We start from the raw sequence: 23,755 nt of genomic DNA, 5'->3' as shown, positions 1-23,755 counted from the left end.
CTGTTGGCCACTTAGCGTAACTCTTGCTCCGGCTGATTAACGAAAATCAACGCACCAAGGATGATGCCACTGAACATGAAGGAAGTGGCTTGTCCATTCCAGTGCTCCGATTGCCATAGCAAAAAGCGCTCGGTACCGATTACCAGGAACCCGATAATCCAGATCACGAACCCCAGGGTAGCGCCGGTGATCATCCATTTTTTGGCTGCGTCGAACTGCGCTGCCGAGGCGCCGCGCGCTGCCCACATCGATCGGGCACCACAGAGCAGCAAGATGCCGGTCAGTCCCTTGCCTGCAATAATCAACCAATAACTCGCATGCCAAAACGTGGGCCAGGTGAGTGTGCGATACAGGACGTGGTCGGTGTTATAGACCGTGTCCATGCTGAGAAAACTCTGGCTGTATGCGAAATTAGAAAGGTAGTCCGTGATATTGTTATAGGTTGCAAGGAGTGCCGAGCACGCGATCATGAGTGTGACAGCCAGCTTTGCAGTGCGCACGGTTAGCATTGAGCGTGTGTCCGTTTATTGGGTTTGATATTGGTCTGAAGGCAGCATGAGGGAGCCCGTTGCAATAACACTCCCGCTGGCGTGCAGTTGCATTCCGAATCAGGTTGGTGATATTTCCTGATTGTTTGCAAGTATTGAGAGGGGCTCCGCACAGGTTGATAAGGGTTGACGCGAACCAATGATTATCGAGATCTGATAGGCCTCTTCAGGGGGCTGTTTCAAATGACTTGTTAATATTGCCTACTGATAGGTCATGATGAACATCAGCGCCGAACTTGCACTACCGGCTGTCACGCTGGCAGCGGTCTGGTACAGCGCGGCCGTCAACGGAATCGTGTATGAACCTCCTGTCGAACCGTTGTAATTGCCCAGCGTGTACTGCGAGTTGTATTTCAACGCAGTACCGTTTTTGTCCATGAGTTGTACGCCAATCCCATCGGCGGTAGATCCCGCGGAAAGCCCCACTACGCCATTGCTCTCGTCGACCATGCCAGTGATCGGGGTGAACTGGTACTGGATGGACTTCAGGCCTGCAGGGCAATTGTTTAAGCCGATGTTGAATGCCACGGCGGGGGAGGTCGAGCCGATACCTGTGAAGCGTGACTGTCTGTGCGAACCCAGATCGACGGTCACGTTCGGGGTGCTGCACGACGCTACGTTGATGGCCGTGCTGCTTAGCGAGAATGACACGCGGCCTGAAGTGGCGGCGGTGTAGGTGGAGCTGCCAAGGTCTCTCATCATCGCAGTAGCCTCCAGCAATAGGCCGCCTGTTACGGTGCCGGCGTTTACAGGGCCTGTCTTCACCAGTGCGGCCTCCACTTGCCCGCCATTGAGGACCGGTCCAGTCTGGCTGCAGGCTTGGCCAACCCAAGGGCTTGGAAAGAAGCTCGACCCTGTACCAAGGTCGGCCCAAGCCACCCAGCCGCATCCGGTTAAAAACGTCCTTACACCGATGGCTATGCCCACGCCGGGCACGTTGGTGTTCCAGACTGTATAGGAAGCGCCACGAGGGCTGGTTACTCGCAGACCCGCGACACGGCTCAGCGACAACGGTTGGAATCCGCTGCCAGATGCCCCGTTTGCCGGCACTGTGCAGTTGAAATAGTTGGTGGCTGCCGCTGAGGATACCCACGTGCTCAGCACCGTGCCGTTCACTGCATCGCGCGGTATCGTGATCGATGGCGGCATCGAGATCGGAATGGTTTGTGCCGTGCTCTGGCAATAGTTGTTTTGTGCAAACGCCGTATGCACACCGATAACAGGCATTGGCAGCACGCACAGCCTGAGCCAGAGCGAAATATGTCGGTGTGCGGCGCGGGCGTCTTTGTACTTGTCGGATTTTTTCATTTGTATCTTCCGCTCCAGGTCCACATCGCTGTGGTGGGGCTCCATGGTCGCTTGCTCGCAGGATTTCGAATGTAGGTTCGAGTCAGCGACATCCGGTCGATGGCAATTACTGATAGGTCATGGTGAACGTCAGCACTGCGTTCGCGCTGCCGGCGGTCACGGTGCTGGAAGTCTGGTAGTACGCTGCCGTCAACGGGATCGTGTATGAGCCACCTGTCGCGCCGTTGTAGTTGCTTAGCGTGTACTGCGTGTTGTACTTCAACGCGGTGCCGTTTCTGTCTTTGAGCTGTACGCCGATACCCTTGGCGGTCGAACCGCCCGACAGCCCCAGTACGCCATTGCTCCCGCCGACCAGGCTGGTGACCGGATTGAACTGGTACTGGATTGAATTCAGGCCTGCGGGGCAGTTGTTGACGTTGACGCTGAACGAGACAGCAGGGGAGGTCGAGCCAACGCCGGTAAAGCGAGACTGTTTGTGCGAGCCCAGGTCTACCGTCACATCGGGTGTGCGGCAGGACGCCACATTGATGATCGTGCTGCTCAGCGAGAACGACTGTCGGCCCGAGGTGGCTATGGCATAGGTGCCATTGAGACTCATGGCGGTGATCGAGGTGCCCTCGAGCAGTACACCGCCCGTCACTGTGCCGGTCGCTATGGAACCGGTCTTCACCAGCGCCATCTGCACCTGCGCACCGTTGGTGATGGGCGGATTCGACGCGTTGCAGGCGCTGCCTCTCCACGGGCTGCCCAGGAAACCTGACGGTGTGCCAAGGTCCGCCCAGGGTTGCCAACCACAGCCATTCGCATGGACACGAACCCCCACAGCGAGGCCGATACCCGGCACATTGGTGTTCCAGACCGTATAGGAGGCACCGTTCGGTCCTGGCACGTTCAGGCCGGCCTTGGTCAGGGACAGCGGCTGAAAAGCCATCCCCGTGGAGGGCTGTACGCCATTCGCTGCAGTTACGGAGCATTGGTAATAGTTGTTTTTTTGCGCCGAGGTTACCCAGGAAGTCAGAACCGTACCGTTGGCCGCGTCTCGTGGAATGGTGATTGAGGCCGGCATCGAGACCGGGGTGGTCGATGCCTGCAACTGGCAATTCGCGCCAGGGTTTTGCGCAAACGCTACGGGCGAGCCGATACCCAGCATCCCCAGTATGACCAGTTTGAACCAGAGCGCGCTGCATTTCAGGCAGCTACCCTGGAGCATCACTGACTTTCCGATTACTTCGTGCATACCGACTCCGCGTTGATCCACCGTTCATTGCTGGCCTTGTTCGCAATTGGCAACGCATAGGGCATCGAGCAGGCCTCGCCGGTCGACTCGCCCCACGTCGCGTGCAGCGTGCCGGTATCGGTCTTGAGCCCGCGCAGCACGATGCGGCCTTCCTGGGCCACGGTGCCGACGTTCTGCCCCTGCCCATCGCTTACCTGGGCGCCAAAGGGCAGCGGTTGGCCGTTTGCCAGGCGTGCCCGCAGGATCACCGAGCGCCCGCCGCCTTCGGTCTCGAATCTCAATCGGACCACCGCACCTGCCGTGGGCGCCACGTGCTGGGTGCTGGACTTGAGCTCGACACTCATCGGCAACCCCTTCGGATCGATCTCCACCTCGTTGGTCGAGAACGGCGTCAGGTTCGACACCAGTGCGCGACCAAACGGGTCGATGCGCAGGCCGCTACCGGCCGTCACGCGGGCCCCGCTGGCGTTCTTGGCTTCGACGATTGCCACGGTCTCGCCCATGGTCGGTGTGAAGGCCACACCATCCGCATACGCCACCATGCCGCCGGAAATGCCGCCGCCGTACTGGGTCGTGCCGCTGCTCTTCGACGCGTTGGCGGTGACGGTCGCGTAAGGCGACTTGTAGGCCACATTGCCACCCACGCTGCGGGTCGCGTCCGTACCGTTGCTGCTGGTACGGCCGACGTTGACGCCGTAGCTGAATGCGTTGTCGACGCCCTCCGAGCCGGTAAGCGACTGCTGCATCACGCTCGAACCGTTGCTATCGCGCTGCAGGCTGGTCGATGAATACACCGTGCGTGAGCCGAAATTCAGCGGGATCGAGAGGTTGAGCATGAAGCGGTTGTCCCAGCGGTTCTGCGTTACGTCGAATTGGCGGGAAACCGACACCCCGTAGTTGAGGTGCTTGAAGTTGTTGTTGTAACCGGCCTGGAACTGCGTGTCGTTACTGGAGCGATTCCAGTAATTGACGGTCGAGCCGGAGAGGTAGAACGAGCCCCAGCCCTGTGGCAGGCCCTGGTTCAGGGTGACCTGGAACTGTCCGCGGCGTATCGCGCTTGCCAGCAGACCGTTGACACCCCCCTCCTGGGTGTCTCTCAGGCGCATCGCGTCAGGGAGCCCGAGATAACCGCTGCTCGAGTAGCGGTAGGCCGCTACCGTGACATTGGTGTTGGTCGGGTCGATCAACTTGCTGTAGGAGATCTTTGCACTCTGGCCGTTGCGTCTGCCCTTGTCCGGCAGTTCGGTACTGGCTGCGGTGACGTCGAACGCGAATGCTCCAAGCCCGGTATTGAGTGCCGTGCCAATGACCCCGGCCTGGTAGCCGCGGGCGGCGGTCACCCCGCTGTAGCCGGTGAGCAGATTGGTGAAGCCGTGCCGGAGGGTGGATTGGAACAGGGGCGGCTCGCTCGAGAGCAGCGGGTTGCGGTATTGCCCGGCGGTCACGCTGAAGCGTGTGATACCAGGGCGCAGCGAACCGACCGCCGAAGCGTAGGGCACCTTGAAAGTATGGACCTTGCCGTTGGCCTCGGTCACCGTGACGTCCAGGTCGCCGCCATATCCGGTCGGGTAGAGGTCGTTGATTTCGAAGGGGCCCGCCGCGATGTTGGCGCTGTAGATGATGTTGCCGTTCTGGCGAACCTGCACCAGCGCGTTGCTGTTGGCGATGCCGCGGATGGTCGGCGCGTAGCCACGCTGTGACTCCGGATACATGCGCTCGTCGCTGGCGAGTTGGATACCGCGAAAGCCGACGCTGTCGAACATCAGGCCCTCGGTGAACCCGTCGCCAAGAACCAGCTGCGATTGTCAGGGGGCGATCGAGCGCTGCAGGTTGGTCTGTACGCCTTGATAATCACGGCCACCCAATGAGTCATAGGTGTAGTTGCCGTTGTGGCGAAAGCGCCAGGGGCCGAGGTTGAGACCAGCGTTCAATCCCAGGTAGGCCTGCGTCGACGAGGCACCCTCGTAGTCGGCGCGGTAGACGTTGCCGTTATAGGACAGCAGTGCGGCCGGAACGCCATCGTCCCAGAAGCGTGGATTGACGTAACCGCGTGCGTCGCGGCTCAGCGAGGCCTGGGGGATGCTGACGTCCAGGCGCTGCTCACCGTTGTCGAAAGTCGCGAACGCCTCGGGAATCAGGGCATCGATGGTTGTACAAGCCTGGCGCTCGCCAGCCAGCCGCTCTGTCGCTTCAGGCGACAGCTTCATGATGTCGACGCCGACCTGTTGCAGCAGCTCGCGATCGAAACAGGCCTGAACGTTGTTTGCATCGCCTTGTATCTGGCGCAACGTGACCTGTGCGCGGCCAATCCAGTTGGTGTTGACGAACAGGTCGGCGCGATAGGTGCCTGGCAGCGCCACGTTACCCTTGTCGAAACGGCTCACATCCACACGTGCCTTCCCGGGGCGTTGCAGGAACAGGTCGTTGAACTCTACCTGAGCTACTTGCCGGGTATCCGGAGGGGCTGCCATTACACTTGTCGAGGCGAACACCGACAACGCGAGCAGGCAACATGGGCGTTGCGGCCACGGTGTCGGCGGCGGGGGGCTTGAGGTGCGTTGGGTCACGATAGATTGCCAGGGCATGGGCAAAGTCGTGCCCTGCCCTGATAACGAGCATGCCCGACCTTACGGTTGTAGATGCGTGGCGCGTAACGCGTATCTCGCGCAACGGGAGAGGTTCAGTTGCCTGTCTCGGTGCTAGGGCGCCGTTCTGCCGACGTCCAGTGGCGCCTTGTTGGCGACGGCGCCGCCGTAGTCGCTGAGCGACGTGTAGTGCACGCTGGCGCCTGGCAGGGTGGGGACTTCGCCCTCGAGCGTGAAGGCTTGCGTCTGGCCAGGGCCAACCATGCCGCCGGTGTCGAAAGTTGCGCTGCGGCCGCCCGACTGAACGCGGATTTCGGTCAGCGATACGTGGAACGGGGTCGGGTTGTGTGCCTCGATGGCGAGCTTGCCGTCGAGTCGGGTAAGGCGCCAGGCAAGCTGAGCCGGCGCTTCGGCGGCGGAGCCCTTGAGACCTTCCGGGCGAAAGAACAGTTTGATGCGCGAACGGAACGCGAGCTGGATCCGGTTCATGTCCGCCTCGTTGGTGCCTGGCTTGGGTGGGACTTCCAGCACGTTGAGCCAGAATACGGACTCGCGATTCTGCGGCAGGGGTTCGCCGGTATAGACGATGCGCAGGGTCTGCGCCTTGGTCGGATCGATACGCGAAATCGGTGGCGTGATGGTAAACGGCACCGCGATATCGGACGGCGCGCCACGCACGTCACCGTCATCGACCCACGATTGCACCAAGGCGGGTGCCGGTCCTTCGTTTGACAGCTTGAGGGTGACTTCGGATTCGTTCGATCCATAGATCACGCGTGTGCTGCCAATGACCACTGCGGCGTTGGCGGTTGCCACAGACAGGCCTATCCATGCAGCACAGGTGGCGGCTGTTGCCAGAGCTTTTCGAAACTTCATGGTAATGATCGATGCAGGTAACGTACGGGCGAGGAGGGGCGCACCTGAGTCCGCCCGTTCCGTGTCGGATGGGATACCAGTGTTACTGGTACGCGAGCGTATACATGACGCTCGAGTTAGCAACGCCAGCCGTTGCGGTACCGGTCGCAAAGTACTGCGCGTAGAACGGCAGGGTGGCGGCTCCGGTAGCGCTGATCGCCACCGACTTCGAGTTCTGCGAGGCGTCCGCGGCGCCGAGCTTGATCGCCGTCAGATCGGCGTTGAGCAAGCCGATCTGAACGTTGCTGGCGCCGCCGCTGGCCAGTATCAGGTTGCCGGTGCTGGTATCCACGGTCGGGCCCGGTTCGAAGTAGACACGGACGTTGCCCGATGCCGGCGTGCACGCTGTCAGCGCGATGTTGAACGGCGTGCGACCGGCGGTTTGGCCGGCGCTCGCCAAGGCGCTGGTCGATACTGTCGGCAGCGTGACCGTGAAGTTGTTCGAGCTGCTGCCGTTGCCGTTGATCGTGCAAGTCTGCGCGGTGACATTACCGGAGAAGGTGATGGTGCCGTCGGCGGCGGAGGCGAATTGCGTGGCCGTGGCTGCGCCAGCAAGTACCAGGGTGTAAATAAGCTTGGTTTGCATGTTGACTGATCTCAAATACTTTTCAAGGAGTACATGGGCGACAACTACAGACACTTCGATACTGTCGCCCTGTTCCAGTTGGGAACTCAGGCTGCCGTGCTGGGGCACTGGCGGTTGTTACCTGGACCTGACTGGATGTCATTAGGCTACCCAGCAGTAAATAAGGGGCAAATAGGCGCACTCCTATTTTCGGGGCGCCGAGGGCTGTCGGAATGCCCCATGCCTGTTGCGTCAGGGTATTGTCATCAGTGGGCTCGTTGAGGTGCACTCCCAGATGGACCTGCTTACGCTGGATGGCGAGCGGGGCGAATGAGCTGAAGTACACAGCGTTTAACTCTATGTTTTTCCTAATTATTAAGTTCATCGATGACTGGCCAGAGCGAGTGCATTTCAGAGACAGATCACTCGACATGCCGTTTGATGCCCGTTGAAGTGTTTGAAAGCCAGGTGGCTTCAAGAATCGCTCTCGAGGAGGCGGGCGCGCCGTACATGGCTAACCTCAATACACATCGTGCGATCCGTGATCGAAGGGTTTAGATGGGGATACGGCGCCATGGAGCGCACTGTCGCTCTACCAGCAGAAATACAATCAGCGCTGCGCTATGCTTCGCGCCGATGCGCCGGGAGATCCGCGATGGTCTGGCGCGGGTAGGAATTCAACCGGTCTAGATGGCCTTCTGCGGGAGTGGTCGATGGTTCAGGCAAGCAGTCACGCCGAAGGCGGGCACGAGGGCAAGCAGGGGGCGGCGAAGTCGCTGGGGCTGCTCGTGGCAGCTGTTGGGGTGGTCTATGGCGATATCGGCACCAGTCCGCTGTACACCCTCAAAGAGGTCTTCACCGGTGGTTACGGCGTGCAGGTCAATCACGACGGGGTGCTGGGCATCCTGTCGTTGATCCTCTGGTCGCTGCTCTGGGTGGTGTCGTTCAAGTACGTGATGTTCATCCTGCGCGCCGACAACCAGGGCGAGGGCGGGACCATGGCGCTCACCGCGCTGGCGCGGCGCGCCACGGCTGAATACCCGAAACTGCGGGCACTGATGGTCGGCTGTGGCCTGGTCGGTGCCTCGCTGTTCTATGGCGACAGCATGATCACCCCGGCGGTGTCGGTGCTGTCGGCGGTGGAGGGCATGGGCCTGGCCTTCGAAGGCATCGACCACTGGGTGGTGCCGATCTCGCTGGTGGTGCTGGTGGCGCTGTTCCTGGTGCAGAAGCACGGTACCGAGAAGATCGGCAAGCTGTTCGGCCCGATCATGGTCACCTGGTTCGTGGTGCTGGGGGCGCTGGGGGTACACGGCATCTCGCAGAGCCCGGAAGTGCTCAAGGCCTTCAACCCAGGCTGGGCGCTGAATTTCTTCATCGTTCATCCGGGCATGGGCGTGGCCATTCTCGGCGCCGTGGTGCTGGCGCTGACCGGTGCCGAGGCCCTGTACGCCGACATGGGCCACTTCGGCCGCAAGCCCATCGCCCGCGCCTGGTTCGCCCTGGTGCTGCCGGCGCTGGTGCTCAACTACTTCGGCCAGGGCGCGATACTGCTGCAGAACCCCGAGGCCGCGCGCAATCCGTTCTACTTGCTGGCGCCGAGTTGGGCGCTGCTGCCGCTGGTCGGCCTGGCAACCATGGCCACGGTGATCGCTTCCCAGGCGGTGATCTCGGGTGCCTTCTCCCTGACCCGCCAGGCCATCCAGCTGGGCTACGTGCCGCGTATGCAGATCCAGCACACCTCCAGCGACGAGCAGGGGCAGATCTACATCGGCGCGGTGAACTGGACGCTGATGGTCGGCGTGGTGCTGCTGGTGATCGGCTTCGAGTCGTCCGGCGCCCTGGCGGCGGCTTACGGCGTGGCGGTGACCGGCACCATGCTGATGACCACCATCCTGGTCTCGGCGGTCATGCTGCTGCTGTGGAAGTGGCCACCGGTGCTGGCGGTACCGCTGCTGGTGGGCTTCCTGTTCGTCGACGGGCTGTTCTTCGCCGCCAACGTGCCGAAGATCGTCCAGGGCGGTGCCTTCCCGGTGTTGGCGGGGATCGTGCTGTTCGTGCTGATGAGCACCTGGAAGCGTGGCAAGCAGATCCTGGTCGAGCGCATCGACGAGGGCGGGTTGCCGTTGCCGGTGTTCATCGGCAGCATCCGCGTGCAGCCGCCGCACCGGGTCGAGGGCACCGCGGTGTTCCTCACCGCCCGGCCTGATGCCGTGCCTCACGCGCTGTTGCACAACATGCTGCACAACCAGGTACTGCACAGCCAGGTGGTGCTGCTGACGGTGGTCAGCGAAGACCGGCCGCGGGTGCCGGAGCAGGAGCGGTTCGAAGTGGAGGCCTATGGCGACGGGTTCTTCCGGGTGCTGTTGCACTTCGGCTTCATGGACGAGCCGGACGTGCCGGCGGCGCTGAAGCTGTGCCATCTGGACGAGCTGGACTTCAGCCCGATGCGCACCACCTACTTCCTCAGCCGGGAAACGGTGATCGCCTCGCGCCTTGAAGGCATGTCGCGCTGGCGCGGGAACCTGTTCGCGTTCCTGCTGAAGAATGCCAACGGCAACCTGCGATTCTTCAACCTGCCGCTCAATCGGGTGATCGAGTTGGGGACGCAGGTCGAGATTTGAGGGGCACCCCTTTCAAGGTTCTTGCGTTTTTTGGGGGTATGACCGCTCCAGTTCAAGATTGCCGGGGCTGCTTTGCAGCCCATTCGCGGCACAAGGCCGCTCCTACAGAGGGACGAGGTCGCCTGTAGGAGCGGGCTTGTCCCTTTTCCTATCATTTCTCAGCGACGTTGGCCTTTCCCTGGCGGGTCTCGATCTCGCCGATCAGGCGCTTGGCCAGCGCCGGGTAGTTCTCGTCGAAGTGATGGCCGCCCGGCAGCTTCATGCGCTCGCCCACGGCGGTCTTGTCGGTGCAGCCGCTTTCGTCGGTCTCTTCCACACCGTAGATGCACACCACCTTCGCTGCCGGCAGCCTGGCCATCTCCGGCCCGGTCGGCGCCTCCTGACCTTCCTTGCCCAGCCAGCCCTCGACCTCGATCTCGAAGCTGCCGCTGCGGGCGAAGGCCAGCAGGATCACCGCGTCGATGCGCTTCTGGTCTTCCTCGGAGAGGCGGTTGTAGATGGCCGGCAGCACGTCGGCGCCGAACGAGTAACCGGTCAGCACGAAGCGCTTGGTGCCCCATTTCTGGCGGTAGTGCTGCATCAGTTCAGAGAGGTCGGCGGCGCTCTGTTCCGGAGTCTTGTGCTGCCAGTAGTAGCGCAGGGTGTCGATGCCGACCACCGGGTAGCCGAGTTTGGCCATCTCGCCGGCCACGTCGCGGTCCAGGTCGCGCCAGCCACCGTCGCCGGAAAGGAACAGGGTCACGGTGTCGGTGGTCTGCCCAGCCGGGACTTCCACCACCGGAATCGCCAAGGCGTTGCCGTCGTGGCCGACCAGGGCCTGGGTCAGCTGGGCCTTGAGCACCTGGGGCAGGTGGATGTCGTAGTCGGCGATGCTGGTCTCGGCGTTGGCCTGGTCGCGCACGAAGGCGGCGCTGGCGTCATCCGGGTTGTCGTTCCAGGCCACGTTCCAGTGGCCGTGGGCGGCGGACTTGGGCAGGGCGGCCTGGCAGCCGGGTTGCTCGAGGGTGAAGTCCACCGAGATCGCCCGGGCCTTGTCGTCGCCCTGCGCGGCCAGCCAGCGCCAGGCCTGGGCTGCGCCCGGGCCGATGCCGGCGACCAGGGTCGGCTTGTCGGCCAGGCGGGTGAGGGCCTGGTCCATCGCCGCCTGCTGCTTGGCGCAGTCGGCGGGCGGCAGGATCACCTGCACCAGCTGGGCCTCGCCGGCCTGGCTCAGGTCGAGCAGCTGCTTGTCGGTCAGGGCCTGGTCCTGGGGCACGCCGATGGCCACCCGGGCCTTGGCATGCACGCCGGGGGTGGCGCGGGTCAGGGCGCTGCCGTCGTCGAGGGTGAGGTGTTCCAGGCGCGCCTCGGGCGCCGGCCGGGTCCACAGCCAGAAGGCCGCGCCGCCGGCCAGCACGGCCAGCAGCAGGGGAATCAGTACGTACAGCCAATAGCGTCGGATCATCAACGTTTCACCAATCCAGTCAGGCCGCCAGCGATCAGGGCGGCGGTGTCAGCCAGTGCCACCAGCGGGTCGAGCCCGGCCGGCACGGCCATGTAGCGGGGTTCCCAGTCCGGCTGGAACTTGTCCTTGAAGCGCCGCAGGCCCTGGAAGTTGTAGAGCTGCTCGCCGCGCTGGAACACCATCGAGCCCAGGCGCTGGGTCAAGGGGGCGCCACGGCGCGGCTGCAGCCCGGAGAGGGGGACCATCCCCAGGCTGAAACGGCCATAGTCATGGCTCTTGTAGTGCAGGATCAGGCCGACCATCATGAATTCCATGGTCAGTTTCGGCGCCTCCGGGTGCGCGCGCATCAGGTCGAGACTGGCCAGCTCGTTGCTGTGGGTTTCCAGCAGGTTGGCGAAGGCCACCGGACGGCCCTGGAAGCGGATCAGCGCGATGCGGAAATGCTGCAGGTATTCGGGGCTGAAGCGGCCAAGGGAGAAACCTTTCTCGCGCACGTTCTTGCCGCCGAGCCAGGCGTCGGAGATTTCCTTGAGCTCGGCCAGTGGCGCCTGGCCGGGTTCATGGATCTCCAGGCTCAGGCCGTCGCGTCCGCCTCGGTTCCAGGTGTAGCGCAGGTCCTTCATCTCCTTGCCCTTGGCATCGATGTCGAAGCGCCGCAGGTCGACCCGGGCCTCTTCGCCGAGCTTGATCGCGGTCAGGCCGATGTCCATGTAGAACGGCAGGTTCTCCGCGCGCACCTGGTAGAACACCGGGCGCGCATGGTGCAGGTCGCACAGGTCGCGGAACTGCCAGATCATCTCGGCGCGCTCCTGGGCCGGGCCGATCGGATCGTACAGGGCCACCAGACTACGACCGCGGCGGGCATACATGAGGAAGGCGTTGTCGTTGGGGTGGAACAGCAGCGCCTTGTCGCCGGTCAGGGCCAGGCCGCCATCGGGCTGGTCGGAGGCCAGCAGGATGCGGTTGGCGCGTTGCAACTCGTCCTCGGTCGGCAGGTGGATGACCGGGCGGGCGGTGCGCAGTAGCCAGGTCAGGGCGACGATCACCAACAGCACGGCGCTGCCGAGGGCGGCACGCAGGCCGCGCGGCGCGTCGGCGTCGAGGGTGAACTGCCACCACAGCTTGTGGGTATAGGGCACGTCCTGGTAGGCGAACAACAGCAACCACACCGAGGCGCCGACCACGCAGGCGCTGGCCACCAGGTACACCGGCGAGAACGGCAGCTCCAGCAGGCGGCTGGGGCGGTAGAACGAGCGGCGGAACAGGGCGAGCAGGGCAGCGGTGAAGCACATCAGGCTGGCTTCTTCCCAGTCGAAGCCCTTGAGCAGCGACAGCACCGCGCCCACCAGCAGCAACACCGTGGTCAGCAGCCAGGCGGCCGACAGGCGCCGACGCAGACCCTGGGCGAGCAGCAGGCAGAGCACGCCGATCAGGCTGGCGCCGAAGTGCGAGGCATCGATCAGGCGGTGCGGAATCAGGAAGCCCATGTGTTCCAGGCGGCTGTCGATTTCCGGGGTGGCGCCGGAGAACAGCAGCACCACGCCGGAGAGGAACACCAGGATCGCCAGCACCGGCGCGGCCAGCCCCGAGGCGGCGCGGATCGCCTGTTGGGTGACCATCAGGCGGCGGGCCTCGTTGGCCAGCAGCAGCACACAGGCCACCAGCAGCGGCATGACCACATAGATCAGCCGGTACAGTAACAGTGCGGCCGCCAGCGGCGCGGCACCCAGCTGGTTAGCGAAGGCTGCCAGCAGGATCGCCTCGAACACGCCGACGCCGCCCGGCACATGGCTGAGCACGCCGGCGGCGAGGGCGAGCAGGTAGACCAGCACGAAGGCGCCGAACGGCGGCGCTTCTGGCAGCAGCAGGTAGAGCACGGTGGCGGCGGCGGCGACATCCAGCGCGGTGATCAGCAGTTGCAGCGCGGTCAGGCGCGCACCCGGCAGGCGCAGGGTGCGTCGGCCGAATTGCACCATCAGGTTGTCGGCCAGCGGTTGTTCAGGCAGGCGCCGGCGATACAGGCCCATCACCAAGGCGGCGGCGGCGACCAGCACGGCGATCGCGATACCGCCCAGCAGCGGAGCGGGCAGACGCAGCGCGGTCGCCGCCGCAGACAGGTCGCTCAACGTGGCCAGTGCCGCCAGTGGCGGGAGCGCGCAGCCCAGCGAGAGGCTGGCGAATACGGTCATGCGCGCGACTTCCGCGGCGCCCAGACCCTGGCGCGCATAGAGGCGATAACGGACCGATCCGCCCGACAGCATCGACAGGCCAATGGCGTTGCCGATGGCGAAGGCGCTGAAGCCGCCCAGCACCAGGGTGCGGGGCGGCAGTTGCACGGCCGCGTAGCGACTGGCCGACCATTCATAGCCCAGCAGGATCACGAAACCGACCACGGTGGCCAGGACCGCGCCGAGCAGTGCATTGGCCGGCACGCTGAGCATGGCCTCGTGCAGGGCATAGATGTCCAGTTCGCTCAGCAGGTGGCGACAGGCGATCAGGCCCATGGCGAACAGCACCAGGGTCACTGCCAGCCCCAGTGGTTGGCGGTACTTGCTCAGGCGCTCCAGCCAGGGCAGGCGCTGGGCAGCCGTGGGCAGGGCCGCCGTCAGCGGTGCCTGGGTTTCGGGAGTGGGGGCGGTCATGGGGTGCCTCGTGCGGTCAGCGCGAGGTGCAGGCAAGGTACGGCCAAGTGAAAGTCCCTTTGGAAAAACGTATCCGAATATTACTCCGGGCCGACGGCTTAATCTGTTTCAGGATAGTTAAAGATAGTTCATTCAGCCGCAGGGGCGCGGCAAGGGAGGCAGGTAGCGGGGAAGGGGCAATTGGCTTTTACGGGGCCGGAATGCAACAAACCCCGCACTATCTTGCGATAGGCGGGGCTTGTTCTGACGAATATGGTTGCGGGAGCCGGATTTGAACCGACGACCTTCGGGTTATGAGCCCGACGAGCTACCAGGCTGCTCCATCCCGCGTCAGAGGGGCGCATTCTACGGATTCACCGTACGTTGTCAAGTGTTTATGATGATTTCGTAACCATTTGGCTGAACAGCAGGCAATAAAAAAGGCCACTGTCGAAACAGTGGCCTTTTTTTGAATCTGGTTGCGGGAGCCGGATTTGAACCGACGACCTTCGGGTTATGAGCCCGACGAGCTACCAGGCTGCTCCATCCCGCGCCTGTGGGATCGAATTCTACGGATTTCGTACTGAGTGTCAAGCGTTACTATTTGATTTCTCGAAAGTTTTTACTGATCGAGAATCTAAAGGCAATAAAAAAGGCCACTGTCGAAACAGTGGCCTTTTCTTGAATCTGGTTGCGGGAGCCGGATTTGAACCGACGACCTTCGGGTTATGAGCCCGACGAGCTACCAGGCTGCTCCATCCCGCGCCTGTGAGATCGAATTCTACGGATTTCCTTCGTGGTGTCAAGTATTTAGTTCAAAAAAACCTTTTTTGTTCAAACCCTTAGCGCTTCAGATCGGGGTGCGCCTCAGTCGCGACGGGGCTTTCAGGCCGATCGTCCTGCACAGACTGTTTAGTGGTGGGGGCATGGGATACTATCTGTATGAATTTACAGTAGTGGCTGTCGTCCATGTCCCTGCGCAAGATCATCCATATTGATTGTGACTGTTTCTACGCCGCCATCGAGATGCGTGACGACCCGCGCCTGGTCGGTCGCCCCATGGCGGTGGGTGGCCAGCCGGGGCAGCGCGGGGTGATCGCCACCTGTAACTATGAAGCGCGTGCCTATGGCGTGCGTTCGGCGATGGCGTCCGGACATGCCATGAAATTGTGCCCGGACCTTGAGATCGTCAAGCCGCGCTTCGAGGCCTATCGCGAGGCGTCGCGGGAGATCCACACGATCTTTCGCGATTACACCGAGTTGATCGAGCCGTTGTCCCTGGATGAAGCGTACCTGGATGTCAGTGACAGCCAGTGGTTTGCCGGCAGCGCCACGCGGATTGCCGAGGACATTCGTCGGCGGGTGGCCCAGCAACTGCACATCACGGTGTCCGCCGGGGTGGCGCCGAACAAGTTCCTGGCCAAGATCGCCAGTGACTGGCGTAAACCCAACGGGCTGTTCGTCATCACTCCGGATCAGGTGGAAGAGTTTGTTTCCCACCTGCCGGTGGCGCGCTTGCACGGGGTTGGCAAGGTGACGGCGGACAAGCTCTCGCGCCTGGGGATCGACACCTGCCTGTCGCTGCGCGACTGGTCGCGGCTGGCGCTGGTTCGCGAGTTCGGCAGTTTCGGCGAGCGGCTGTGGGGGCTGGCGCGGGGGATCGACGAGCGTGCGGTACAGAACGACAGCCGGCGGCAGTCGGTGAGTGTCGAGAACACTTACGACCAGGACTTGCCTGATCTGAACAGCTGCCTGGAAAAACTGCCGGAGCTACTGGTCAGCCTGAACGAGCGGATAGCGCGGATGGACAGCAGCTATCGGCCCGACAAGCCCTTCGTCAAGGTCAAGTTCCATGACTTCAGCCAGACCACGATGGAGCAGGCGGGGGCGGGAAGGGATCTGGAGAGTTACCGTCAGTTGCTCAGCCAGGCGTTTGCCCGGGGTGGCAAGCCGGTGCGGTTGCTGGGGGTGGGGGTGAGGCTGCGTGATCTGCGCGGGGCGCATGAGCAGTTGGAGTTGTTCGACGATAAATAGAAGAGGGGCCGCCTTGCGGCCCATCGCGGGGCAAGCCCGCTCCTACAAAGCCAACACAGGACCTGTAGGAGCGGGCTCGCCCCGCGATGGGCTGCAAAGCAGCCCCTTTTCTGTTTACTGCACGCCCGGATCGGCTACCAGGCGCCCGGTGGCCTTGGTCAGGGTCTGCAGGAATTCCTGCTGCAGTTCCGGATCGTTGCGGGTCAGCTCGATCAGGCTCTGCTCCAGTTCACTGGCTTCTTCTTCCAGTCCCAGCTCCGACAGGCGCTTGACCCGGTGCACCCACTGGCCGACATCATCGTCCTCGAGATCGTCGAAGATCAGCTCGTGAGCCTCGAGCAGCTTGCCACGCAGGTTGCCACTGACCAGCAGGCTGGCGTCGCCGCGCACCTGGTTTTCCTCGTCGGCCACCTGCAGGTGCAGGGTGCCGATATGGTTGAGGTTCTGCTCGGAGAACGGGCTGTCGAGCAGGTTCAGGCGCAGCACACCGTTCTTGTCGGTGGTCAGCTCGTGGGTCATCTTGCCGGCTTTGACCTCAACCAGGCGCTCGTTCCACGGCAGGCTGATGGACTCCTCGCGCTTGCCCTTCTCGACCTCGTCGATACCGGCCAGGTTCTGCTGGGCGCGACCGTTGGACGGCACGTTCATGAACGGGTTGACGCCTGCCACGCCATAGCTGAGCCAGTCGTGGGTGACGCTGTCCGGCAGGTTGCCCAGGGCGAACACGTTGACCACATTGGCGCCGATACCGGCCACCACCGCTACCGCGCCAAGCGGGATCTCGTAGATCTCCCGCCAGGGTTGGTAGGGGGTGTAGCGGTCGTAGCGGCGGGTCACCTCGAACTCGGTGACCTCGAAGCGCTTGAGTTCATGGATGCGTACACGCCGTTGCGGAAGCTCCATCACCTTCGGCTCGCCGACGTCGATCTGCAGACTGTGCTCGAGCAGCTTGCGCTCGACGCGCTCCTCGTGGTCGCTGCGCTGGGACATCTGGTTGGCGCAGCCGCTGAGGAACAGGGCGCCGCACAGTGCGGCGCCCCCCAGGGTGTAGGTACTTCGCTTGGACATGATCACTCGCGTAACGGGTTATCAGCGGCGGATTTGGGCCTGCAGGAAGGACAGCGCGTCCGCGAGCGGCAGTGCCTGGGCCTCCGATTCGGTGCGGTGCTTGTACTCCAGGTTGCCTTCGGCCAGGCCGCGGTCGCTGACGACAATGCGGTGCGGAATGCCGATCAGCTCCATGTCGGCAAACTTGATGCCGGGGCTGGTCTTCTTGTCGCGGTCGTCCAGCAGCACTTCGAAGCCGGCAGCGGTCAGTTCGGCATACAGCTTGTCGGTGGCTTCGCGGACCACATCGGTTTCGTAGCGCAGCGGTACCAGAGCGATCTGGAACGGTGCCAGGGCGTCGTTCCAGATGATGCCTTTTTCGTCATAGCTCTGCTCGATGGCGGCAGCGACCACGCGGGACACGCCGATGCCGTAGCAGCCCATGGACAGCACGACAGGCTTGCCGTTCTCACCCAGCACCTGGCACTTGAGCGCCTCGCTGTACTTGGTGCCGAGCTGGAAGATATGGCCGACTTCGATGCCGCGCTTGATTACCAGGGTGCCCTGGCCGTCCGGGCTCGGGTCGCCTTCGACCACGTTGCGCAGGTCGGCAACTTGTGGAACCGGCAGGTCGCGCTCCCAGTTCACACCGAAGTAGTGCTTGTCGTCGATGTTGGCGCCGATGCCGAAGTCGCTCATCAGGGCGACCGAGCGGTCGATGATGCACTCCAGCGGCAGGTTCAGCGGGCCGAGGGAGCCTGCGCCGGCACCGATGGCGGCGCGCAGCTCGGCGTCGGACGCCATCACCAGCGGGTCGGCGACCTGCTCCAGCTTGGCGGCCTTGATCTCGTTGAGTTCGTGGTCGCCACGGACGATCAGGGCGACCAGCTTGCCTTCCTCGGCGCCATGCACGATCAGGGTCTTGACGGTCTTCTCGATCGCCAGGCCGAAGTTTTCCACCAGTTCGGCGATGGTCTTGGCATTCGGGGTGTCGACCAGGCGCAGCTCTTCGGTCGGGGCCGGGCGCACGGTTTCACGCGGGATGGCCTCGGCCTTCTCGATGTTGGCGGCGTAGTCGGAGCTGTCGCTGAAGATCACGTCGTCCTCGCCGGAGGAGGCGAGCACGTGGAACTCGTGGGAGTAGCTGCCACCGATGGAGCCGGTGTCGGCCTGCACTGGACGGAAGTCCAGGCCCAGGCGGGTAAAGATGTTGGAGTACGCCAGGTGCATGCGGTCGTAGGTTTCCTGCAGGGAAGCCTGGTCGGCATGGAAGGAGTAGGCGTCCTTCATGATGAACTCGCGGCCGCGCATCAGGCCGAAGCGCGGACGGATCTCGTCACGGAACTTGGTCTGGATCTGGTACATGTTCAGCGGCAGCTGCTTGTAGCTGGACAGCTCGTTGCGCGCCAGGTCGGTGATGACCTCTTCATGGGTCGGGCCGACGCAGAAGTCGCGCTGGTGGCGGTCCTTCAGGCGCAGCAGCTCGGGGCCGTACTGCTCCCAGCGGCCGGATTCCTGCCACAGTTCAGCCGGCTGGATGCTCGGCATCAGCACTTCGAGGGCACCGGCGGCGTTCATTTCCTCGCGGACCACGGCTTCGACCTTGCGCATCACCCGCAGGCCCATCGGCAGCCAGGTGTACAGGCCGGAGGCCAGTTTGCGGATCATGCCGGCACGCAGCATGAGCTGGTGGCTGATGACCACTGCATCGGCAGGGGTTTCTTTCTGGGTGGCGAGCAAATATTGACTGGTGCGCATGGTGGGCCGTGTCGATTGCCTGAATGTGAAATGACCCCGCATTGTACGGGGGCGAAACGAAAGCGTACAGAATGCAGCAGTCAGGCCTTTCTGTCAGCCAGGAAAAAGCCCGGCGATTGCCGGGCTTCTTCATTTGCAGAGCAATGCAAGCGCGGGCTTACAGGATGCTCAGCGGGTACTCGACGATCAGGCGCAGTTCGTCCAGCGAGTTGGAATAGACCGCGTCGGAGGAGCGATAGGTGGCCTGGCGGACACGGAAGCTCAGGTCCTTGGCAGGACCTTCCTGCAGGACGTACTTGACGTCCACGTCGCGTTCCCATTCCTTGCCGTCGTTGGTGTCGGCAGTGTGGGCGCCGGTGCCGCGGACGTAGCGGGTCATGAAGGTCAGGCCTGGCACGCCGAATTCGGCGAAATTCAGGTCGTAGCGGACTTGCCAGGATTTCTCGCCTTCGGCGTTGAAGTCCGAGCGGGCCACCGAGTTGGCCAGGAAGATACTGCCGCCACCGTCGATGCCGTATGCATATTCGCCGTCACCGGTGACTTTCTGGTAGGCCAGGGTGAAGGTGTGGGCGCCGATGTTGTAGGCGCCGGAGAAGCTGTAGGCGCGGTTGTCGAGCTTGTCGCCATCAGCGGCGGCGCGGTACAGGTTGTCGCCTTCGCCCTTGGTGTCATAGATGTTGAAGTCAAAGACCAGGCCTTGCTTGTCCGAGATCGGCAGCGCCCAGTTGACGTTGGCGTAGTACTTGCGCCAGTAGTCCTCGACCTTGGAGTAGTAGAGGCTGGTCGACAGACTGTCGGTGAAGGCGTAGGAGCCACCGAATACGTCAGCTTCCTTCAGGCCGCGGCGGCCGAGGCCGTCACTGATGCTGTCGCGGTCAGTTTCGGACTGGGCGGTCATGCTGGTGAAACGGCCGGCGTGCAGGGTCAGGCCCTTAATCTCGTTGCTGGTCAGCAATGCGCCTTCTGCGGTTTCAGGCAGCAGGCGGCTGTCGTCGGTGGCGAAGACCGGCAGCGCGGTGAACTGGTCGCCGACTTTCAGCACGGTGTCGGAAATGCGGAACTTGATGGCGGCGCCGCCCTTGGAGTAATCGTCCTGGGAGCGACGGTCTTCACCGGTAGGGAACAGGCCAGTGCCCGAGTAACCGCGGCCGCTGTCAAGTTTGAGGCCCAGCAGGCCGATGGCGTCGACGCCGACACCGACGGTGCCCTGGGTGAAGCCCGACTCGAAGGTGCCGATGAAGCCCTGGCCCCATTCGCGCTGATCGTGCCGCACGTTGGCCAGCCTGTTGGCGTTCGACTCAGTGTTGCGATAGTCACGGCTGAAGTACAGGTTACGCATCTTGACATTCAGCTTGCTGTCTTCGACGAAACCTTTCGATTCATCCTGCGAAGAGGCGACAGCCAGTTGCGAGGTCCCTGCCGCTACGGCCAGGGCGATCATGCTCCACTTCATCACGCGCATCGTGATTTGCTCCTTTGGTTTTTAGGAAGAGTACCGCCGCACCCGGGTATTTTAATTATGGGGCCGGCTCTTTCTTGTTATGTCGGCGAAAATGTATATCACGCGGACTATTCTTGGCGATATGGGCAGAAACAACCTTTCGGTAACTTTATGGCCATGTCGCTGTTGGTTGTCTCCATGTCGCAAATCACGCCTGTCATATAAGGGCGTACAACTCCAGCGCTGTCTCGAAACCGTCATATTTGTATAAATACAAAGTACGGCTTGTGAAACTCCCTGGTTTATCCGATGCCGCTGTTGTTATTTGTCGCGTTCACCCTGCGATGCAGGGGTCGTGCCGACTTGGCGTGAAGCGAATGCAACAAGCGTGCTCAAAATCACGAACGCTTGATGAAATTTTCACATTTGCCTCGAAAAGACCTGGGAAACCTCCGCAAACACGGGCTGCGGCCGGTATGTCGGTGGGTCGCGATCCTCCCTTGCGTTTGCCTGTGAAGCTGCCTTCCAAGTCAAGGTGTTACCGTCGATTGTTTATCCTGGCTGTTTTATGTGAAGGATGTGTGGCGCAGGCCTGACGAGCGGCATCATTTTGGTGCGAAAAGTAGCGCAGTGTTACCGAAGCGGGGCGTCGATGTTGTCATTCGCGTGCCACAAGTGCTTTGGGTCGACGTCGGCGGGTGTGGCGGCGGTCGAAGCGGAGTATCCTTGCGCACTTGTGCCCGACCGCTCGGGAGGGCTGTATCACTTGTAAGGAGGTTTGCCGTGTTTACCCTCGATTCGCGCCTGCAGCAGGATTCCCTGGTACTGGGCGATCTGCCGCTGTGCCGCCTGCTGCTGAGCAAGGATGCCAACTACCCCTGGTTCATCCTGGTGCCGCGTCGCGCCGATATCACTGAAGTGTTCGAGCTTGATGAGGCGGACCAGCAGCAGCTTTGGGTCGAAACGAGCGCCCTGGCAGAAGCGCTGAAGGATGCCTTCGCCGCAGACAAGATGAATATCGCGGCCTTGGGCAACGTGGTCAGTCAGCTACACATGCATGTGATCGTGCGTCGCCAGGGCGATGCCGCCTGGCCTGCCCCGGTGTGGGGCAAGGTGCCGGCCATCGGCTACACGCAGGAGCAGATCGACGGTATTCGCCAGCAAGTGCGCAAGCTGCTGGGCGAAAGCTTCAAGGAGACGTGAGGATGTCTCAGGAGCTGGAAATGCGCATGATCGAGCTGGAGACCCGCCAGGCGTTCCAGGATGACAGCTTGCAGGCGCTCAATGACGTGATTGTCGAGCAGAGCCGGGCGATCGAACGCTTGCAATTGCAGATGGCGGAGCTGATCAAGCGCTACGAGGAGATGGCCGGCCAGCAGGGCGGCGGGGGGGAGGAAGCGCCGCCGCCTCATTATTGAACGCGGCGGCGGCAAAGGGTCAGCGGCGCGCGACGGCGACCACGTCTTCGGCCTGCAGGCCCTTGTCGCGGTGCATCACCGAGAACTCCACGCGCTGGCCTTCGACCAGGACCCGGTGGCCCTCGCCGCGGATGGCGCGAAAGTGCACGAAGATATCGTCACCGGAGTCGCGGGAGATGAAGCCGAAGCCCTTGGAGGTGTTGAACCACTTCACGGTGCCGGTATCGCGATTGCCTGCGTCATGCGAGGTGCCCTGGGTGGAGCGGGCCTTTCGCGTGCCGCGAACGAAGCCGGCAATCAGGTGCAGGACGCAGGCCAGGACAGCACAGGCCAGGGCTGGCAGGTTGCCCAGCTCCGGGCGGGCCAGCAGGGTGACGGTCTGCAGCACCACGGCCAGCACCAGCAGCAGGCTGGCGGCGTGTTGCAGTTGCTGGCGCAGGCCTTTGTAGTACTGCGGCAGTACCGGGGCGATGACCAGGTTGATGAGCCCGAGCAGCGCCAGGTAGACGGCCTCGGGTTGTTGCAGGAAGGGTGTTGCGTCAGCTTTCAGGCTAGGTATGAGCGATAGCAGCAACGCCGCCAGGCCCGTCACCAGATGGACGATCTTGAACATTGGTTTGGCTCACATTGATAAGGCCGATCACAGGATGAGCTGGTCGCACGGTGCGCGTGAACGAGTAGGCGCGAAAACGTGGCGGGCCAGCCTATGCACCCGGCACTGACAATCCGCACGGGTGGCACAGTGCCTATTTAACAGCAAAGACGCAGGCTTCTCAAACCGGCTGGCACGGGCGGTCCTGTGCCGCATGCGCCAGCCGGAAACTCTTGTTAGAGTGTTTACTGCCCGCTTGATGATCAAGCCTTATGGAAAGGGGAGCTTCATGGCAATCGATATCGGTATCAGTGAAGAAGATCGCAAGTCCATCGTCGATGGGTTGTCCCGCCTGTTGTCGGATACCTACGTGCTGTATCTGAAAACCCATAACTTCCATTGGAACGTCACCGGTCCGTCGTTCCGCACCCTGCACCTGATGTTCGAGGAGCAATACAACGAACTGGCCCTGGCGGTCGATTCGATTGCCGAGCGCATTCGCGCCCTGGGCTTCCCGGCGCCGGGTTCCTACGCCTTCTATGCCCGCCACTCCTCCATCAAGGAAGAGGAGGGGGTGCCGCCCGCCGATGAAATGATCCGCCAGCTGGTGCAGGGGCAGGAGGCGGTGGTGCGCACCGCGCGCAGCATCTTCCCGGTGGTGGACAAGGTCAGTGACGAGCCGACCGCTGACCTGCTGACCCAACGCATGCAGGTCCACGAGAAAACGGCGTGGATGCTGCGAGTCCTGCTCGACGGGAACTGATTGCCGGTTGCTTGTCGTTCTACCCAGTGAATCCGGGCCCGATACCGCCAGCGGTATCGGGCCCGCGTGTTTGCGGGGAAGGGTTTGCCGCTGCTATCGGCCTGGCCGGTGGCGCTTCATGACGGTCATGGACCCATTCGGCTGACGAACGGGGTGTGGTTTCGTGACGATGGAGCGGTGCGATGGGCGATCCGATGCGTGGTATCGATGGTAATGCAAGGCAGGGGGGTGGCAACCCTCGTCTCGACCCGTTCAGGCGGGATTTCGACATGGCCCAGGCCGGGCCCGTGTCGCGCTCGGTGCGGCTCAACGGCTTTGCCACCTGCCTGCGCCTGGAAGTGGTGTACTGGCGCATCCTGGAGCGTATCGCCCAGGCCAACCGCTGTTCGGTGAGCGCCGTGTTGTCCTATGTGGATCGCGAGGTGCACCTGCGCCATGGCGGGGTGAGGAATTTCAGCGGCCTGGTCCGGGTGATCTGTGTCACTTGGCTGCAGGAAGCGCGAGACGCGCACTGATCGCCGGGCTGCGCTGCTCTCCTTTACCATATATAATCCCGCTCTTTGCTGCCTTGGGCAGCGTGCGATGTGGTTGACGAGAGACACCCATGCCCCTGTACGACTATCAATGTGCATCCTGCGAACACCAAATGGAGGTGTTGCAGAAGATCAGTGCCGCGCCGCTGACCGATTGCCCGGCGTGCCAGGCGCCGGCATTGAAGAAGCTGCTGTCGGTCCCCGGCTTTCGCCTGAGTGGCAACGGCTGGTACGAGACCGACTTCAAGACCGGGGCGAAAAAGAATCTGGCAGGCGGCGACAAGGCCGACTGAGTTGAATTGCACCCGCCAGGTCTTGCAGT

Annotated in this window: 20 protein-coding genes and 3 tRNA genes; 7 read left to right on the top strand and 16 right to left on the bottom strand. The window is 62.6% G+C overall.

The genetic code is table 11. The features are described from left to right. Positions 1 to 11 precede the first annotated feature (11 nt). The 7 genes from PRtIB026_RS23315 to PRtIB026_RS23285 all read right to left on the bottom strand — a co-directional run bounded on the left by PRtIB026_RS23315 (position 12) and on the right by PRtIB026_RS23285 (position 7,287). On the bottom strand, positions 12 to 509 hold the full coding sequence (locus PRtIB026_RS23315) for a DUF2165 family protein (RefSeq protein ID WP_203651226.1): 498 nt from the start codon (positions 507 to 509) through the stop codon (positions 12 to 14). Between the two features lie 240 nt (positions 510 to 749). Beyond that, the gene (locus PRtIB026_RS23310) at positions 750 to 1,856 is read right to left on the bottom strand and encodes a fimbrial protein (protein WP_203651228.1); all 1,107 of its coding nucleotides are present in this window, start codon (positions 1,854 to 1,856) and stop codon (positions 750 to 752) included. 106 nt (positions 1,857 to 1,962) lie between these two features. Beyond that, positions 1,963 to 3,093 carry a fimbrial protein gene (locus tag PRtIB026_RS23305; protein ID WP_203651230.1) on the bottom strand — a complete coding sequence of 377 codons (1,131 nt, stop codon included), beginning with the start codon at positions 3,091 to 3,093 and terminating at the stop codon, positions 1,963 to 1,965. Further along, positions 3,081 to 4,856 (bottom strand): fimbria/pilus outer membrane usher protein, encoded by a 1,776-nt coding sequence (locus tag PRtIB026_RS23300; protein ID WP_203651232.1) that lies wholly within the window; start codon positions 4,854 to 4,856, stop codon positions 3,081 to 3,083. The genes PRtIB026_RS23305 and PRtIB026_RS23300 overlap by 13 nt, the downstream gene beginning before the upstream one ends. 42 nt (positions 4,857 to 4,898) lie before the next feature. Further along, positions 4,899 to 5,564 carry a FimD/PapC N-terminal domain-containing protein gene (locus tag PRtIB026_RS23295; RefSeq protein WP_203651234.1) on the bottom strand — a complete coding sequence of 222 codons (666 nt, stop codon included), beginning with the start codon at positions 5,562 to 5,564 and terminating at the stop codon, positions 4,899 to 4,901. Positions 5,565 to 5,792: 228 nt separating this feature from the next. Then, the gene (locus PRtIB026_RS23290) at positions 5,793 to 6,554 is read right to left on the bottom strand and encodes a fimbria/pilus periplasmic chaperone (RefSeq protein ID WP_203651236.1); all 762 of its coding nucleotides are present in this window, start codon (positions 6,552 to 6,554) and stop codon (positions 5,793 to 5,795) included. Between the two features lie 82 nt (positions 6,555 to 6,636). Beyond that, positions 6,637 to 7,287: a fimbrial protein gene (locus PRtIB026_RS23285; protein WP_324256555.1), complete on the bottom strand. Its 651-nt coding sequence runs from the start codon at positions 7,285 to 7,287 to the stop codon at positions 6,637 to 6,639. 584 nt (positions 7,288 to 7,871) lie between these two features. On the opposite strand from PRtIB026_RS23285, the gene PRtIB026_RS23280 reads away from it, so the two are divergent. Continuing rightward, on the top strand, positions 7,872 to 9,782 hold the full coding sequence (locus PRtIB026_RS23280) for a potassium transporter Kup (protein WP_203651237.1): 1,911 nt from the start codon (positions 7,872 to 7,874) through the stop codon (positions 9,780 to 9,782). A gap of 151 nt (positions 9,783 to 9,933) precedes the next feature. Here PRtIB026_RS23280 and PRtIB026_RS23275 read toward each other — a convergent pair whose 3' ends face one another. The 5 genes from PRtIB026_RS23275 to PRtIB026_RS23255 form a co-directional block, all read right to left on the bottom strand. Further along, positions 9,934 to 11,226 carry a virulence factor family protein gene (locus tag PRtIB026_RS23275; RefSeq protein ID WP_186714639.1) on the bottom strand — a complete coding sequence of 431 codons (1,293 nt, stop codon included), beginning with the start codon at positions 11,224 to 11,226 and terminating at the stop codon, positions 9,934 to 9,936. Next, positions 11,226 to 13,868 (bottom strand): bifunctional lysylphosphatidylglycerol flippase/synthetase MprF, encoded by a 2,643-nt coding sequence (gene mprF / locus PRtIB026_RS23270; protein WP_203651238.1) that lies wholly within the window; start codon positions 13,866 to 13,868, stop codon positions 11,226 to 11,228. The genes PRtIB026_RS23275 and mprF overlap by 1 nt, the downstream gene beginning before the upstream one ends. Positions 13,869 to 14,121: 253 nt before the next feature. Beyond that, positions 14,122 to 14,198, bottom strand: a tRNA-Met gene (locus PRtIB026_RS23265). 125 nt (positions 14,199 to 14,323) lie between these two features. Further along, a tRNA-Met gene (locus PRtIB026_RS23260) sits at positions 14,324 to 14,400 on the bottom strand. Between the two features lie 135 nt (positions 14,401 to 14,535). After that, positions 14,536 to 14,612: transfer RNA gene (locus PRtIB026_RS23255), tRNA-Met, on the bottom strand. Between the two features lie 210 nt (positions 14,613 to 14,822). On the opposite strand from PRtIB026_RS23255, the gene dinB reads away from it, so the two are divergent. Further along, a complete protein-coding gene (gene dinB / locus PRtIB026_RS23250) occupies positions 14,823 to 15,881 on the top strand; it encodes a DNA polymerase IV (RefSeq protein ID WP_203652607.1) in 1,059 nt (352 codons plus the stop codon). Positions 15,882 to 15,995: 114 nt separating this feature from the next. Here the strand turns inward: dinB and PRtIB026_RS23245 are convergent, their stop codons facing one another. From PRtIB026_RS23245 to PRtIB026_RS23235, 3 genes are all read right to left on the bottom strand, one after another. Beyond that, the gene (locus tag PRtIB026_RS23245) at positions 15,996 to 16,949 is read right to left on the bottom strand and encodes a hypothetical protein (RefSeq protein WP_203651239.1); all 954 of its coding nucleotides are present in this window, start codon (positions 16,947 to 16,949) and stop codon (positions 15,996 to 15,998) included. A gap of 21 nt (positions 16,950 to 16,970) precedes the next feature. After that, positions 16,971 to 18,686 (bottom strand): proline--tRNA ligase, encoded by a 1,716-nt coding sequence (locus tag PRtIB026_RS23240; protein WP_203651240.1) that lies wholly within the window; start codon positions 18,684 to 18,686, stop codon positions 16,971 to 16,973. Between the two features lie 157 nt (positions 18,687 to 18,843). Further along, entirely contained in the window at positions 18,844 to 20,148 is a 1,305-nt protein-coding gene (locus tag PRtIB026_RS23235; protein ID WP_203651241.1) for an OprD family porin, read from the bottom strand. Positions 20,149 to 20,910: 762 nt separating this feature from the next. Between PRtIB026_RS23235 and PRtIB026_RS23230 the strand changes: the two genes are divergently transcribed. Together PRtIB026_RS23230 and PRtIB026_RS23225 are read left to right on the top strand one after the other, a co-directional pair. Next, complete coding sequence (locus PRtIB026_RS23230) at positions 20,911 to 21,330, top strand: HIT family protein (protein ID WP_203651242.1); 420 nt, start codon at positions 20,911 to 20,913, stop codon at positions 21,328 to 21,330. Positions 21,331 to 21,332: 2 nt separating this feature from the next. Continuing rightward, a complete protein-coding gene (locus tag PRtIB026_RS23225; protein ID WP_232857160.1) occupies positions 21,333 to 21,545 on the top strand; it encodes a SlyX family protein in 213 nt (70 codons plus the stop codon). A gap of 19 nt (positions 21,546 to 21,564) precedes the next feature. Here PRtIB026_RS23225 and PRtIB026_RS26510 read toward each other — a convergent pair whose 3' ends face one another. Then, positions 21,565 to 22,158: a cold-shock protein gene (locus tag PRtIB026_RS26510; RefSeq protein WP_324256554.1), complete on the bottom strand. Its 594-nt coding sequence runs from the start codon at positions 22,156 to 22,158 to the stop codon at positions 21,565 to 21,567. Between the two features lie 268 nt (positions 22,159 to 22,426). On the opposite strand from PRtIB026_RS26510, the gene PRtIB026_RS23215 reads away from it, so the two are divergent. The 3 genes from PRtIB026_RS23215 (at position 22,427) to PRtIB026_RS23205 (ending at position 23,726) form a co-directional block, all read left to right on the top strand. After that, a complete protein-coding gene (locus PRtIB026_RS23215) occupies positions 22,427 to 22,900 on the top strand; it encodes a Dps family protein (protein ID WP_084854477.1) in 474 nt (157 codons plus the stop codon). Positions 22,901 to 23,082: 182 nt separating this feature from the next. Further along, positions 23,083 to 23,415 (top strand): ribbon-helix-helix domain-containing protein, encoded by a 333-nt coding sequence (locus tag PRtIB026_RS23210; protein WP_203651244.1) that lies wholly within the window; start codon positions 23,083 to 23,085, stop codon positions 23,413 to 23,415. A gap of 89 nt (positions 23,416 to 23,504) precedes the next feature. Then, positions 23,505 to 23,726, top strand: a complete 222-nt coding sequence (locus tag PRtIB026_RS23205; RefSeq protein ID WP_050704473.1) for an FmdB family zinc ribbon protein — start codon at positions 23,505 to 23,507, stop codon at positions 23,724 to 23,726. The last annotated feature ends 29 nt before the right edge of the window (positions 23,727 to 23,755 follow it).

The sequence above is a fragment of the Pseudomonas sp. RtIB026 genome (assembly GCF_016861355.2).
In the GTDB taxonomy this organism is placed as follows: Bacteria; Pseudomonadota; Gammaproteobacteria; order Pseudomonadales; family Pseudomonadaceae; genus Aquipseudomonas; species Aquipseudomonas peradeniyensis.
This window is presented reverse-complemented; position numbering and strand designations above follow the sequence as displayed.

Bases quoted from the DNA above. Each gene is read 5' to 3' on its own strand.
- PRtIB026_RS23210 (WP_203651244.1), top strand. From the start codon at position 23,083: ATGGGCGATCCGATGCGTGGTATCGATGGTAATGCAAGGCAGGGGGGT.
- PRtIB026_RS23280 (WP_203651237.1), top strand. From the start codon at position 7,872: ATGGTTCAGGCAAGCAGTCACGCCGAAGGCGGGCACGAGGGCAAGCAG.
- PRtIB026_RS23275 (WP_186714639.1), bottom strand. From the start codon at position 11,226: ATGATCCGACGCTATTGGCTGTACGTACTGATTCCCCTGCTGCTGGCC.
- PRtIB026_RS23240 (WP_203651240.1), bottom strand. From the start codon at position 18,686: ATGCGCACCAGTCAATATTTGCTCGCCACCCAGAAAGAAACCCCTGCC.
- PRtIB026_RS23245 (WP_203651239.1), bottom strand. From the start codon at position 16,949: ATGTCCAAGCGAAGTACCTACACCCTGGGGGGCGCCGCACTGTGCGGC.
- PRtIB026_RS23290 (WP_203651236.1), bottom strand. From the start codon at position 6,554: ATGAAGTTTCGAAAAGCTCTGGCAACAGCCGCCACCTGTGCTGCATGG.
- PRtIB026_RS26510 (WP_324256554.1), bottom strand. From the start codon at position 22,158: ATGTTCAAGATCGTCCATCTGGTGACGGGCCTGGCGGCGTTGCTGCTA.
- PRtIB026_RS23305 (WP_203651230.1), bottom strand. From the start codon at position 3,093: ATGCACGAAGTAATCGGAAAGTCAGTGATGCTCCAGGGTAGCTGCCTG.
- mprF (WP_203651238.1), bottom strand. From the start codon at position 13,868: ATGACCGCCCCCACTCCCGAAACCCAGGCACCGCTGACGGCGGCCCTG.
- PRtIB026_RS23205 (WP_050704473.1), top strand. From the start codon at position 23,505: ATGCCCCTGTACGACTATCAATGTGCATCCTGCGAACACCAAATGGAG.
- PRtIB026_RS23235 (WP_203651241.1), bottom strand. From the start codon at position 20,148: ATGCGCGTGATGAAGTGGAGCATGATCGCCCTGGCCGTAGCGGCAGGG.
- PRtIB026_RS23295 (WP_203651234.1), bottom strand. From the start codon at position 5,564: ATGGCAGCCCCTCCGGATACCCGGCAAGTAGCTCAGGTAGAGTTCAAC.
- PRtIB026_RS23300 (WP_203651232.1), bottom strand. From the start codon at position 4,856: ATGTTCGACAGCGTCGGCTTTCGCGGTATCCAACTCGCCAGCGACGAG.
- PRtIB026_RS23225 (WP_232857160.1), top strand. From the start codon at position 21,333: ATGTCTCAGGAGCTGGAAATGCGCATGATCGAGCTGGAGACCCGCCAG.
- PRtIB026_RS23315 (WP_203651226.1), bottom strand. From the start codon at position 509: ATGCTAACCGTGCGCACTGCAAAGCTGGCTGTCACACTCATGATCGCG.
- PRtIB026_RS23215 (WP_084854477.1), top strand. From the start codon at position 22,427: ATGGCAATCGATATCGGTATCAGTGAAGAAGATCGCAAGTCCATCGTC.
- PRtIB026_RS23310 (WP_203651228.1), bottom strand. From the start codon at position 1,856: ATGAAAAAATCCGACAAGTACAAAGACGCCCGCGCCGCACACCGACAT.